At 41.9% G+C, this 13,717-nt stretch carries 9 protein-coding genes; 1 reads left to right on the top strand and 8 read right to left on the bottom strand.

What is annotated here, in order from left to right; genetic code table 11:
* Nucleotides 1-133: 133 nt before the first annotated feature.
* The 8 genes from ACL8WY_RS06050 to ACL8WY_RS06085 all read right to left on the bottom strand — a co-directional run bounded on the left by ACL8WY_RS06050 (nucleotide 134) and on the right by ACL8WY_RS06085 (nucleotide 10,722).
* Entirely contained in the window at nucleotides 134-2,737 is a 2,604-nt protein-coding gene (locus ACL8WY_RS06050; RefSeq protein WP_436517527.1) for an ABC transporter permease, read from the bottom strand.
* Nucleotides 2,730-5,357, bottom strand: a complete 2,628-nt coding sequence (locus ACL8WY_RS06055; protein ID WP_436517528.1) for an FtsX-like permease family protein — start codon at nucleotides 5,355-5,357, stop codon at nucleotides 2,730-2,732. The genes ACL8WY_RS06050 and ACL8WY_RS06055 overlap by 8 nt, the downstream gene beginning before the upstream one ends.
* Entirely contained in the window at nucleotides 5,354-5,692 is a 339-nt protein-coding gene (locus ACL8WY_RS06060; protein ID WP_436517529.1) for a PadR family transcriptional regulator, read from the bottom strand. The genes ACL8WY_RS06055 and ACL8WY_RS06060 overlap by 4 nt, the downstream gene beginning before the upstream one ends.
* Before the next feature lie 104 nt (nucleotides 5,693-5,796).
* Nucleotides 5,797-6,489, bottom strand: a complete 693-nt coding sequence (locus ACL8WY_RS06065) for a DNA alkylation repair protein (protein WP_436517530.1) — start codon at nucleotides 6,487-6,489, stop codon at nucleotides 5,797-5,799.
* Entirely contained in the window at nucleotides 6,486-7,337 is an 852-nt protein-coding gene (locus ACL8WY_RS06070) for a transglutaminase-like domain-containing protein (RefSeq protein WP_436517531.1), read from the bottom strand. The genes ACL8WY_RS06065 and ACL8WY_RS06070 overlap by 4 nt, the downstream gene beginning before the upstream one ends.
* 12 nt (nucleotides 7,338-7,349) lie before the next feature.
* Nucleotides 7,350-8,978 (bottom strand): acyl-CoA carboxylase subunit beta, encoded by a 1,629-nt coding sequence (locus ACL8WY_RS06075; RefSeq protein ID WP_436517532.1) that lies wholly within the window; start codon nucleotides 8,976-8,978, stop codon nucleotides 7,350-7,352.
* Between the two features lie 13 nt (nucleotides 8,979-8,991).
* Nucleotides 8,992-9,909 carry an MlaD family protein gene (locus tag ACL8WY_RS06080; protein WP_436517533.1) on the bottom strand — a complete coding sequence of 306 codons (918 nt, stop codon included), beginning with the start codon at nucleotides 9,907-9,909 and terminating at the stop codon, nucleotides 8,992-8,994.
* Between the two features lie 12 nt (nucleotides 9,910-9,921).
* A complete protein-coding gene (locus ACL8WY_RS06085; RefSeq protein WP_436517534.1) occupies nucleotides 9,922-10,722 on the bottom strand; it encodes an N-acetylmuramoyl-L-alanine amidase family protein in 801 nt (266 codons plus the stop codon).
* 166 nt (nucleotides 10,723-10,888) lie between these two features.
* Here ACL8WY_RS06085 and ACL8WY_RS06090 point away from each other — a divergent pair, with 166 nt between their 5' ends.
* Nucleotides 10,889-13,639, top strand: a complete 2,751-nt coding sequence (locus ACL8WY_RS06090) for a putative LPS assembly protein LptD (RefSeq protein WP_436517535.1) — start codon at nucleotides 10,889-10,891, stop codon at nucleotides 13,637-13,639.
* Nucleotides 13,640-13,717: the final 78 nt, after the last annotated feature.

Below are 13,717 nucleotides of genomic sequence, written 5' to 3' on the forward strand. Positions count from 1 at the left end.
ATGTAAGAGCTGTATGCATGAATGTAAGTGGAGCTAGTCGGGGAACCCGAGAAGAATAGTATGTAAAAAAAGCCCTGAACTGCCTGCGACAAGCAAGTTCAGGGTAGCTTGAATTGTTGATTTGAGATTTTATTTACTCGTCCTTCAAAATATTGACCGGATTTACCCTAGCTGCCTGCAAGGATTTAATCCCTACGGTCAAAGCGCCGATTACAAAGGTGCTTATTCCTGCAATGATGAATAGAACGGGGCTCAATGACGTTCTGAATTCAAAACCGTCCAGCCAGGAATTACCAAAGTAGTATCCAAAAGGCGTGGCTACAACAAAGGCAAAAATCATGAGGATAGAATAGTCTTTGGAAAGCAGTAAAACCAACTGTTTGATACTGGCGCCGTGCACTTTTCGCACACCAATCTCTTTGGATCGTTGCTCCGCGGTAAATGCAGACAAGCCAAACAAACCGAGGCATGAAATGAATATGGAAATACCTGCAAAGATTTTCACGAGGGAGCTCACCGTCATTTCACTTTCATAGCTTTCGGCATATACCTGATCCACAAACTCATAACTCAAGTCCTGATCGGGGTCCAACGCTTGATTCACTTCTGCGATTGCTTCCAATGCTTTATTCGGCTCTCCTTGTATTCTCACCAGTGCAATGTTTGTGCTCGAGGGTGAAATGCACGAAATTATGAGTGGCGCGATCGGCTCATGCAAGGTTCTCATGTGGAAGTTTTTGATCACTCCCACTACCTTTCCACTGATTCCCCAAAATGAAAGGTCCTTGTTGATCGGATCGTCAAATCCCATGAGCTCGGCAAGTACTTCGTTGATAATGAAGCTCGTGGAGTCGGTCAATTGCTCGTTAAAGTCCCGACCACTTTTGATTTCCATTCCCATGGTTTTCACAAAATGCTCGTCCGTCAGCATGACATTTATTTCATAGCCTTCTTCACTCATTCCTTCCCAGCGCACTGAGCTGGTGGATCTGCCATAGGAGATCGGGTTTCCCGAAGAGGCAGTCATGGCTTTAACTTCAGGTATCTTTTCGATCTCTGTGCGGTACGTATTCAGCCTTTCACCAAAATCTCCTCCCATGCGTACGGCTACCAGGTTGTCTTTGTCAAATCCCAGGTTTTTGTTCAGGACGAATTCCAGCTGTGTATAAATGACTGCCGTGCCCACAATTAGCAGGGTGGATATTGAAAACTGAAATACCACCAGGCCTTTCCTGAAATAAGCAGCTCCGGATGATTGCTTGATGGAGCCTTTGAGTGATCGGATAATATTGAATGTGGGTAGTAAAACGGCGGGGTAGAGTCCCGATAGAAAGCCCACGCCAAAGGTGATGCCAAGTAAAAAATACCAGGTAGGTGGCTGGTTAAAGTCGATTGATAATTGGCGGTCTACAAGCTGGTTGAAAAAAGGCAACAGTAGCCATACCAAAAGAATTGACAGCATAACTGCCGCCAGAGAGAGCATAATTGATTCGATAAAAAATTGTGCGCTAATGGATGATTTATGCGCACCCATAACCTTCCGCAATCCAATTTCTTTCGATCGCCTGCCTGATCTTGCGGTTGCCAAGTTCATGAAGTTGATGCATGCAATCAGCAGGATGAAGACTGCCACAACAGTCATGATCCGCACATATTCTATTCTTCCACCGTCCACTACTCCATTTTCAAAATTGGAGTAGAGATAATAGTCCTGAAATTTATGCGCTATGAGGTATTCTTCTCCGGAATTACTCTGACCGGCCGCATGCGTAATGATTTCTTCGTACATACGCTCTTCCACCACAGGCAGATCGGCCTCATCGCGCAGGGTGAAGTATATCCTGAAACTCCCATTTCCCCAATCGTCTACCCAATCGTTTTGGTTGAAATAGAGTTGAGCGGGCATTAACCAATCAAACTGTAAACTGGAGTTGCTCCCAATATTTTCAAACACCCCACTGACAATCGCCTCGCCATCGCCATCAATGTTTATCGCCGAGCCTACTGCTTTTTCCTTCCAGTCAGATCCAAATTGTTTTTCTGCCTCCGAACGAGAAATGACAATAGCGCCTAAATCAGCCAGTGCAGTTTTTTTATCTCCTTCCAATAATTCGAATGAGAAAAGGGTCAGGAAATTTTGTGTCGCAAAAAACCCATCACTTTCCCATTTTTCATCTCCTTTTTTAAACTCTATGTCCATCTGCCAGCTCAGCTGTGCTACTTCCTCCACTTCCGGATATTCTTCTTTGAACAGATCTGCAGCTGGTTTTGGAATAGACCAGGTAGTACTCATCATACCTCCTGACTGCTTCATGTTCCTAAAAACCTGATGAATCCTATCTCCATTGGAGTGAAACTTATCTACTGAAACTTCATCATTTACCCACATCAGAATGAGCATGCTGGAAACCAACCCGACGACTAATCCAAGTAGGTTTAGCGCTGTGAAACCTTTATATCTAAGGGCATTTCTGAGTGCGATTTTTAAATAATTCTTAATCATAGCAGTATTAATTAGTCCTTTTTTGAGTTCTAGATTTTTGATAATTCCCGGCCTGAAAAGCACTAGCACATCCAGGTAATATTTGACTTTAGCTTTCAAGCGACCGGCTTCCGCTCGCTCTGCGAATAGTTCTGACAGATCTCCTTCGACATCCTCTATAAGCAGGGGGTTGCAAAACCATCTAAGAAAGTGTGTGGCTAGTTTTGGAGGCATTATGATATGCCTTTTACTCATACCTTAATGAACTTACCGGATTTGCGCGCACGGCTCTTATTACATGATAGCTGACCGTTGCCAGGGCAATCAGCAGCGCTGCAGCCCCTCCAATCAGGAATAAGAATGGGTTGATATCAATCCGGTAGGCAAAGTTTTCAAGCCAGCCTGACATAAACACATAGGTGATTGGCGAAGCGATGACAAAGGCCACCAAGATCATCATGGTAAACCCTTTTGATAGCAAAATCATCAGCTCTTTGAGTGAAGCACCCATTACCTTCCGTATTCCGATTTCCTTTATTCTTCGCTGAATGGAAATGGAGGCGAGTCCAAAAAGTCCCATGCAGCCTATGAAAATGGATAGCACTGCGATAATGGTAATTACAGCTCCCATCTGCTGATCCGACTTATACAATTCTTTAAAATGATCGTCCAGAAATTCGTAGGTTAGCGGGTAGTCATTTACAAACTTTGAATAGACATTGTCTATCTCAGCAAGCGCAGCTTCTACATTTTGTCCATTGATTTTAATAGACATTTCACTAAATCCCCACTCGGTATGAACCACCATCGCAAGGGTATTGACCTTATAGTGCAGTGAATTGAAATTGAAATCTTCGGTCACACCGATAATGCTGCCCAGCGAATCGTTTGGATACCACGCATGTCCTGCTTTGCGGCCGACGGGATTTTCCAGTCCTAATTCTTTGGCAAAAGATTCATTGATGATAAACGCAAGTCCATCATCGGTGGCATATTCTTTTGAAAAGGTTCTACCATTTTTCAACTCAATGTCATAGACATCCAGGTAGTCATAGTCCACATGTACATTAGAAGGTGTAAGATCGAGCATTCCTGTATCCATGCTCACTTTAAATCCCCATTGGTGAAAGTTGTTGCCCAATCGTTGTCCTGAGGCTGTGACGCCCAGAATGTTTGATTGATTGAGGAGCTCTTCCTTCATTTGAACGAAGTTTTCCTGTGTTTCGCGATTCATTTCGATGAGCACAATGTGATCCTTGGCAAAGCCAATGTCTTTGTTTTTGATATACATCAATTGCTCCACTACTATGAGTGTGCACACAATCATGCCCAGCGCCAGGCTGAACTGTAAAATGATCAATGAGCTTCTGAAAACGGATTTCTTTTCCTGGCTTTTAAGACCTTTTAAAACCACTACCGGCTTGAAGGATGACAAGTAAAGTGAAGGATAAAGTCCTGCGACCACACCAAGTAGCAATGTAATCGTCAAAGCGATCGGGATAAATTCTATATCCAATAGGAAAGGGAATATGGACAGCTGACGATCGATGAGGACATTGAGCGCTGGCAGAGCTAATACCACGAGGATGATTGCGAAAAACAGTGCAATAACTGCTAAGAGCACCGATTCAAAAATGAATTGATCAAAAAGTTGCTTGCGTACGGCTCCAATGGTTTTTCTTACTCCCACTTCTTTGCTGCGATAGCTGGCGCGTGCTGTGGTCAAATTTGTAAAGTTTACCGAAGCGATGATTAGAATGAAAATTCCCACCAGGATGAAAACATCCAGGTATTGGCCGTTGAATTTTCGGTGGTTGCTGTAGTCGTGTTCAATGTCTGTGGAAGCAAGGTGTACATCTTCGAGCGGCTGGAGAAAAAGCTGATAGCTTTCTATGATCTCTTCGCCTCGGTTGAGATTATCGATTAAGTACTGGGGAAATTTCCTGGCCATTTCTCCCAAGTCAGCGTTCTCGTTGATGACGAAATAGGTATTGAGAAAATTGCCTCCGAATGTCTGGTTGAACTCTTCTTCCTCGGCGCCTGAAGCAAAAACAGATAGTACGATATTGAATTGCAGGTGTGAGTTTTCCGGCACATTTTCCATCACGCCTCTGATGGCCACCTGATCACCTCCCATTACGAAGGTTTTGCCTACAACATTAACCTCACCAAATAAACGCATAGCCACATCGCGTGTCACTACTGCATCTAGTGGGCCGTCCACCACTTTTGTGCGGTCTCCAAAAAGTAGCTCGTAATCAAACATTTCAAAGAAATTGCTATCCACGCCAACCACTCTTTCCACCATCACATTCTTGTCGTCGAGCTCCACGAGTTGACTACCATACCTCCGGAATCGTGTATAGCTTTCTATTTCCGGGAATTGATCTGTCATTGTCGGACCCATTCCAGGCATTGAGAGTGCCACTTTTTGAGTGTTTGTTCCGGGGAAACTCTGAATCTCGCACAGCCTGTAAATATTTTTCTCATTGAAAGCGTCGAAAGATTTTTCATCCTTCACAAAGAGAAAAATGACCATACAAGCCGCCATTCCGATGGACAGGCTGAAAATATTGATAGATGAGAAACTCTTGTATTTAAGGAGATTCCTGATCGATGATTTGAGGTAATTCTTTAACATAGATGTATTGATTAGTCCGTTTTTGAGTTCAAAATTTCTGATGATGCCCGGCCGAAAAAGCATGAGTACATCAAGCATGTATTTGAGTTTTGCCTTGAATCGATTCTCACTTGCTCGCTCAGCGAATAGCTCAGACAAGTCTCCCTCCACATCCTCAACCAATTGTGGATTGCAAAACCACTTTAAAAAGCGCCTGGGTAATTTTGGTGGCAATATTTGAGTGTTTTCACTCATCCAAATTTGAAATCAAAAGCCACTGAAGGAATCGAATCCCAGAGCTGTTTTCTTGTCTCCATTACTTGTTCGAGCACTTTTTTACCCAGTGGGGTCACTTTGAAGAAGCGTTTTCTTTTTCCTCCGCGTACGGCAGTAGCTTCACCGAATTCAGAATCGAGATAGCCTTTTTTCTCCAGCCGGTTTAGCGCTGTTCGCATAGCACCAACGCTGACTTTTCGTTCCAAGCGATTTTCTATTTCTTCTTTGATGGATATGCCATATGCGTTTTCATACAAGACAGCTACAGTGAGCATGACCACTTCCTCAAATTCCCCTATCGAATACTTATTCATAGATTTTATATTTAAATCCTAAAGGTAGCCTAAATATTAAAGTCTTAATTGTAATCTTAATACTCTGATAAAGAATAAAGGTTACAATAAGGATGAAATCTGGTCTAGGATTCTTTTGATTTCAGTCGGTGCTGAATCTTTTCACTTTTCAGCTCCCTAAGTGCATCTGCGGCAATCCAGCGAGCGGCCTTCGTGCCTTGTAGCTTGATTCGCCCGGCTACTTCTATCGCCTGTTTATTGAGCGTGAGGTTTTTCTTGCCAATTTGTCGGAGTGCCCAATTCACAGCCTTTTTCACAAAGTTTCTTTCGTCCCACGATTCTCGTTCGATGATGGGAAAGAACTGAGCAAACTTTTCATTTGGTGCTTTTTTATGGTGTAGGGTAATCCCAACGATGAGTGCGAAAGCCATACGTTTCTCATATTCTTCTTCCCGATGACTCCACTCTTCTACCTTGGCTAATGCATAGGGAGTTTTTGGCAATAGCTTCATGCCGATACCATCTACAAGGTCCCATGAATAGCATTCTCGCGTCCATTTTTCAGCTATCTCCTCTGTAAAAATCTTAGGTTCGGCCATCAGAATAGCTAAGTGCTTGCATTCGTGGATGGGTTGATCCCACAGTTTATTGGCCAACGATTGGTCTTTGCCAAGCTCTTTCGCATAAGGCTTCAGGATGGCATTCTTTATCCCCAGTGCTTTAGGCGCACCTTTAATCCCGAAGTATTCCATTTTAGAGATATACTCGGGATCTGACATTTCATGCAAATCTTTTAAAATGTGGTCCAGGCTTTTCATAGCGAGAAATATTGATCATCCATTTTCTGAAGGATCAATTTAATTTCATCGGCCTTGTGATAGTCTCCGAGCTTTTCGAATGAGACGATGAGGTTGCGAAGCGCTCTTAAAATGATGTCAAGATTTGAGCAGGGATTGTAAAAAATACCTTGTTTTTCGAGCTGTAAACTCTCCAGGTAATTGTCTATGTCATCTCTGGTGAAGACCAGTCCTCTGTTGAAAACATTGATATAAAATGATTCTTCACCTACCTGATAGGTCAGGATAAATAGATTGGGAAGGTTCACCCCATAAACTGGAAGGTCCATTTTTTTGGCCAGCAACAGATACACTGAACATAAGGAAATTGGATTTCCCTTTTTCGTTTCCAAAACCGAGTTAATCATGGAATTGGCAGGTGAGTGAAAGTTTTTTGTGTTTGCTCTGAATTTAAACTTGTTGAAAAAGACTTCATTGAAAACCTTTACCCGATCGTAGGGAGTCATTTCATCCTCCATGTGACGCCACAGTTCATGATATAGCTGATCAATCTCTTGCTGGAGTTCATCGATTTCTAAATCCGGATAAAGGTATGTAGCGACTATCCAAAGTCCTTCGAGCAGATCGTCAGATTCTCGCTCTTTCCATTCAAGAAACCGTTCCTTTAAAAGCTCAAATTGGAGCTCATGCACGAGATCTTCAATTTTTCCTTGAATGATTGGGTTAAATGTGCTTTCCCATTCTTGCTCCAGCAATGGAATTACACTGGTTCCGATGGACATGATTTTTTCCTCAACATGAGAAACTACCTCATGATCTTCATCGTCCAGAAGGACAACAAGGGCTTTTATTTCAGATTCTTTGAGCAAGGAATAAAGTTATCAAGTTTGAATGACACCTACGTTCATACGCTCCTCAATAGGGGCATGATTCGCCATTTCTATCCCTTTTGAAATGACACTTCGGGTTTCTTTTGGATCGATGATGCCATCTACCCAAAGTCGCGAGGCGGCATAGTAAGGACTTAATTTTTCTCTATATGAATCTTCAATTTTCTTAAGTTGAGCTTTCTTCTCTTCTTCTGTGAGCTCCTTGCCTTTCGCTTTTGCTGAGGCAATCTCAATCTGAAGAAGTGTTTTGGCTGCAGAACCTCCACTCATTACTGCTATTTCTGCTGTCGGCCAGGCATAAATCAAACGCGGATCATAGGCTTTGCCACACATCGCATAGTTGCCTGCGCCATATGAGCTACCCATTACGATACTGAATTTTGGCACTACAGAATTTGAAACCGCATTTACCATCTTCGCACCGTCCTTGATTATACCTCCATGCTCGGATCGAGAGCCAACCATAAATCCATTTACATCATGCAGAAAAACCAATGGGATCTTACGCTGATTGCAGTTCATAATGAATCGCGCAGCTTTGTCGGCTGAGTCGGAATAAATCACTCCGCCCATCTGCATCTCTCCTTTTTTGGTTTTCACCACCTTGCGCTGGTTGGCTACAATGCCTACACTCCAGCCATCAATTCTGCCATATCCGCAAACAATCGACTTACCATATAACTCTTTATATTGATCAAATTCGGAATCATCTACCAAGCACTTGATGACCTCCTCCATATCGTATTGAATTCCGCGATTTTCCGGAAATTCTCCATAGATATCCGTAAGCTTCTTTTTTGGCGCTTTGCTTTTGGCACGGTTAAAGCCGGCAGTTTCAGGCTCTCCTACTTTGTCAAAAATCTTCTTTATCGCATCTAAGGCTGCCTTATCATCCTCAAACTTATTGTCTGTAACGCCTGAAATCTCACAGTGGGTCGTTGCACCTCCTAGTGTCTCATTGTCAATATCCTCACCAACTGCAGATTTTACAAGGTAACTACCTGCCAGAAAAACTGATCCGGTTCCATCAACAATTAAGGCTTCATCGGCCATGATTGGGAGGTAGGCACCTCCTGCTACACAGCTACCCATAATCGCTGCGATCTGAATGATGCCTTTAGAAGACATTACCGCATTGTTTCTGAACTGGCGTCCAAAATGTTCTTTATCTGGAAAAATCTCGTCCTGCATTGGGAGAAAAACGCCTGCACTGTCGACCAGATAGATGATTGGGAGATTATTTTCTATCGAGATTTCCTGTGCTCTTAAATTTTTCTTAGCGGTCATGGGAAACCAGGCGCCCGCTTTTACAGTCGCGTCGTTGGCTACTACCATACATTGCCTGCCAGATACTTTTCCTATTCCAGTTACCACCCCGGCGGAAGGGCAACCCCCTACTTCCAGGTACATTCCATCCGCAGCAAATGCGCCAACCTCTAAAAACTCCTTTGGGTCATCTAATAGGTATTCTATGCGCTCTCTAGCCGTGAGTTTACCTTTCTTGTGATGCGAGGCTATTTTCTTTTCGCCTCCACCAAGTTTTACATTTTTAAGACGCTCGTTTAGCTTGTATACCAGCTGCTTGTTGGCATCTTCATTTTTATTGAATTGAATATTCATCGATTTTTTTTCGCTACTTACCTTCCTGAGAAATTCCTTTGAGCTTCTTATTTTTTCTACCAAGCGGACCCATAAAATCTTTTGGGTAATTGTTGAAATGAATGATGAGCTCATCCATATCTACAAGAAGCTTATTCAAATTGTTGTAGATCGAATCATTGTTGAGAAGCTTGCCAACTGTTCCCTCCTCTGATTGTACAGCCAGTAAGAGTTGATTGACATGCTCCAGAGATTCGTTTACTTTTTCGAGAGTGGCAGCCACAGGTACCTCATTCAGTGAATCCATGAGCATTTTGGAACTCGAAATCAAACCTTCAAGCTGATCACTTCTGTCTTTGACACTATTTATTAGTGAGTCCGTAGAATTTAAAACTCGTTCTACTTCGAGGCTATTTACTTTGTGAGTAATAGAGCCAATAGCATACTTTAACGTATCCACTGTTCCTCTAATATCCGTCCTGTTTAGCTCGTCCAGCAATTCGTTCAGCTTGGTTATAGTCGTATTCAAGTTATCCGCTACCGGCTCAAATTGGGAGAGCATATCACCATCCATGTCTGAAGCCAACGTGTCTCCTGGCTGGGCCAAATCCTGTGCTTTTCCTACATTCAGTACGATTGCCTTTCCTCCAAAAAGTCCGTCATTAGCCAAAGTTGCCGAAGCATCTTTACCGATCATTAAGCCTTCATCAATATCAAATGAAACGACGATATATCCTTTTTCCTGAACAAGCTTAAACCCACTCACTCTTCCGACCGGCAGACCGTTGAAATAAACGGGGTTTGATACATTCAAACCTGAAACATTGGTGTATGTGGCATAAAACCTGTTAGATGGAGAAAATAGATCAGATCCTCGCAGAAAATTGAATCCATAGTACAATAAGGCACCGGAAATAATGGTAATTAAACCTATCTTAAATTCTTTTGACACTGTTACTAATTTTTAATTCTGGGCATCAAATGCTTCCTTGTATTCTTTAATGGCACGGTAAATTCCTGAGGCAATATAAGACTGAACTTCAGGGTTATTTAATTCCTTCTCTTCGACCGGATTGGAAAGGTAGCCAATTTCCACTAACACACTCGGCATAGCTGTGCTCCACATGACGTATAAGCTCGATTGTTTTACTCCGTAGCTCCTTCTTCCTGCCCTGTTTTTTAGCTGATCATCTATCAAACTGGCAAGCATCAGGCTGTTGTCCTGATATGCAGATTGTGTGAGGTTGTAAAGGATGTATGATTCTTCAGATTGTGGATCAAAATCATAATTCTTTTGATAGTCTTCTTCGAGGAGGATTACCGAATTTTCTCTTTGGGCAACCTCTAGCGCTCGATCGGTATTTTGAGCTCCCATAACATAAACTTCTGATCCTTTGATCTTCTGCTTCCTCGTAAGCGAAGTTGTTTTTGGTAAGGAGTTTGCATGGATCGAAACAAACAAGTCAGCACTATGATTATTGGCCATTTCAGATCTTTTTTCAAGTTCTATGAACGTATCATCTTTACGGGTGTAGACAATTTCGATATCAGAAATGTATTTATTGACATACTCCCCAACTTTAAGAGCGACTTGAAGGGCAACATCCTTTTCTTTGGTGTAAGAGCCGAGCGTACCTGGGTCTTTTCCTCCGTGACCCGCGTCTATGACAATCTTAGTCACCGCAAAGTTCTTTTTACCAACCGGGTGAAATGATGCTAAAACTAAAAATAATGTCAATCCGATGGGTAGAACTAGATTTCTCACTCCCTTTATTGTCTAAAATGAAATACTTTTACGCAAAATTTAGAAAAATTGGCCATGGCAGTTATTTTCCTTTGCTTTTTATTGCAAATAATCTGCCAATTGTGTCAATAATTAAACATCTCAAAGATAGTTTGGTCATTGTTCATTTTCAAAAAAGCGAGTTGGATTGAGGTGTCTCATAGTACTTTTCTGTTTGATTTTTTCTTTCTGGGCCCAGTCACAGGAAGCAGACTCTGTCTATACGCAGGCTGAGGAGGATATTTCAATAGGTGACAGTCTCGCCACAGTGCTTCCATCAGATACTACAAAAACTGATACTACCAATACTCAGCAAAAGCCTACTAATCAAAGTGACATACAAACCACTATCAATTACAATGCGAAAGATTCACTCTTCTTCAATGTAAAAAGCAGAGAGCTCTTCCTTTACGGAGATACGCACATAGATTATGGACGAGTAGCTCTTGATGCGGAACGAACAGATGTAGACTGGACTAAACGAACGCTCAAGGCAAAATATGTAACTGACTCTACCGGTAGAAAAATCGGAAAACCAGTTTTCACAGAAGGTCCAGATACTTATGTCACAGATGACATTGTCTATAACTTCAAAACAGAGCGAGCATTAATTAAAGGGGTAATAACCGAAAAGCAGGGTGGATTCATGCATGGAGAGGACGTGAAGAAAAACGCCGATGACGAGCTATTCATTAGAGGTGCAGCTTATACCACGTGCAATCTGGAAGATCCACATTTCTCAATTCAATCATCCAAATTGAAGGTTATACCAAATAATAAGGTTGTCTCCGGTCCATTTAATATGAGGTTTAGAGATGTGCCAACACCTATATTTTTTCCTTTTGGTATGTTTCCACAGCCAAACGAAAAATCTTCAGGTATTATCGTTCCCTCATACGGTGAAGAGCAGCGCAGGGGGTTTTTTCTACGAAATGGAGGATATTACTTTGCAATAAGTGACTATGTAGACCTGCGACTAACAGGTGATATTTATTCAAAAGGTGGTAGTGGTGTAAATGCAGTATCCAACTACTTTAAGCGCTATTCCTTTAGAGGAACCTTCAATTTTTCTTACGCAAATTCGGTAACTGACGATATTGAAAATCCAATCGAAACCAATGATTATAGTGTGAGATGGAATCACACACCCGAATCTAAAGGCAATTCATCTTTCTCTGCCTCAGTAAACGCTGCAACACGGACGTATACTCAAAATAATAATCTGGTTGTACAGGATTTTGATCGTAGTATTAATTCTCAACTTGCCTCTAGCATCAGCTATCGAAAGACCTTCGCCGGTACTCCTTTCAATATGTCTAGTAACCTGAGACATAGCCAAAACTTACAGTCTGGTATCGTAAACCTCACTTTACCTGACCTGACTGTAAACATGAATCGAATCTATCCATTCAAAAATGTTGTGAAAACCAGCAAATCCCCACTTTCAAAGCTCAATTTCAGTCACAATCTGGTGGCCAAGAATGAACTCTCAAATGATCGGGTAAGAAATTTCAATTTCAATGTAGTGAATAGAAGTAGCAGATCAGATTCTGTAATCACTTTCAATAGCTCAAATTTTGATGAAATCTTTAGGCGTTCACAGTTTGGATTTAAGCACGCTGTTCCAATATCTACTTCAATGAGTGTGCTGAAATATTTCACGTTAAACCCAACATTTAACTATCAGGAACTTTGGTATACCAAAGAGCTTCAATATGAATACATTCCTGAAGAAAATGGTGTGCAAGTAGATACTGTAAGTGGATTCAGCAGAGCAGGAAGTTGGTCAACTGGTGCCTCTTTAAACACCCGAATGTACGGAACGGTCTTCTTCAACAAGGGTAAAATTCAGGCTATTCGACATGTGATGACACCTAGTGTTTCATTTAGCTACAGTCCGGACTTCTCGGATACCAAATATGGTGTATACAGTGAAATCCAAATAGACTCATTGGGCAACACACAGCGTGTGAGTAAATATGAAGGTTTCGCCTATGGATCACCACCGGGAGGGGAAAGTAAAACGATAGGATTCTCGCTTTCCAATAATATTGAGATGAAAGTGGCAAGCAAAAAAGACACTGTGAATGGCTTCACAAAAGTAAAATTATTTGATAACCTCGGTATAAGTTCAGGGTATAACCTCGCCGCAGATTCATTCAAATTGAGTAACATCAATCTCAATGCAAGAACCAGTTTTTTTGACGGTAAAATCAGCCTGAACGTTACAGGAACTCTTGATCCTTATGAATACTTGCTTCTATCGGAAAGTACAAATTCACGTGGAGAGCGAGTTGTAAGCCAACGCAGGCTAGATAGATTTACATGGAGTAATGGGAACGGCCTGGGTCGTCTGTCCAGCCTAAATACAGCCATAGGCATAAATCTTTCCCCTAGCGGATCATCCAACCGTAACAACACCAATTCACCTGGAAATAATAACGATTTTGGAAATACTGGACTCGAAGCACCAGACGAACAAGTCGGTTTTGATGGTTACTCAGATCTAGAACGAGATCAAATAAATCACATTCAAAATAATCCAGAGTTGTATGTGGACTTCAAAGTTCCATGGTCCTTACGAATGCAATACTCTATCAATAGAACAAAGAGAGGATTCGAGGAAGCCGCAATTCGTCAAAGTTTCCAATTTAGCGGCACGCTAGGTCTCACTGATAAAACTCAAATTACTTTCAACTCAGGATATGACTTTGAAGCGAAAGATTTCACAACGACACGAGTTGGTGTTGCACGCGATCTTCATTGCTGGACTATGAACTTTGATTGGGTGCCGTTTGGCAGGTTTCAATCGTACTTTCTTTCCATCCGTGTCAAGTCCTCAATACTTCAGGATTTAAAGCTAGAAAAGCGCCGAAGCTTTTTTGACTTCTTTAATTAGAAGTATTTATCAAAAATTGTAAAATAGACTTAAAAACTAGTGTAACCCTCAAATCCCTTATGGTTTGAGGGCTTTTTT

The organism is Ekhidna algicida (genome assembly GCF_051379705.1).
Classification (GTDB): Bacteria; Bacteroidota; Bacteroidia; order Cytophagales; family Cyclobacteriaceae; genus Ekhidna.

Coding starts and splice junctions, on each gene's coding strand:
- ACL8WY_RS06055 (WP_436517528.1), bottom strand. CDS start 5,357: ATGAGTGAAAACACTCAAATATTGCCACCAAAATTACCCAGGCGCTTT.
- ACL8WY_RS06065 (WP_436517530.1), bottom strand. CDS start 6,489: ATGAAAAGCCTGGACCACATTTTAAAAGATTTGCATGAAATGTCAGAT.
- ACL8WY_RS06075 (WP_436517532.1), bottom strand. CDS start 8,978: ATGAATATTCAATTCAATAAAAATGAAGATGCCAACAAGCAGCTGGTA.
- ACL8WY_RS06060 (WP_436517529.1), bottom strand. CDS start 5,692: ATGAATAAGTATTCGATAGGGGAATTTGAGGAAGTGGTCATGCTCACT.
- ACL8WY_RS06050 (WP_436517527.1), bottom strand. CDS start 2,737: ATGAGTAAAAGGCATATCATAATGCCTCCAAAACTAGCCACACACTTT.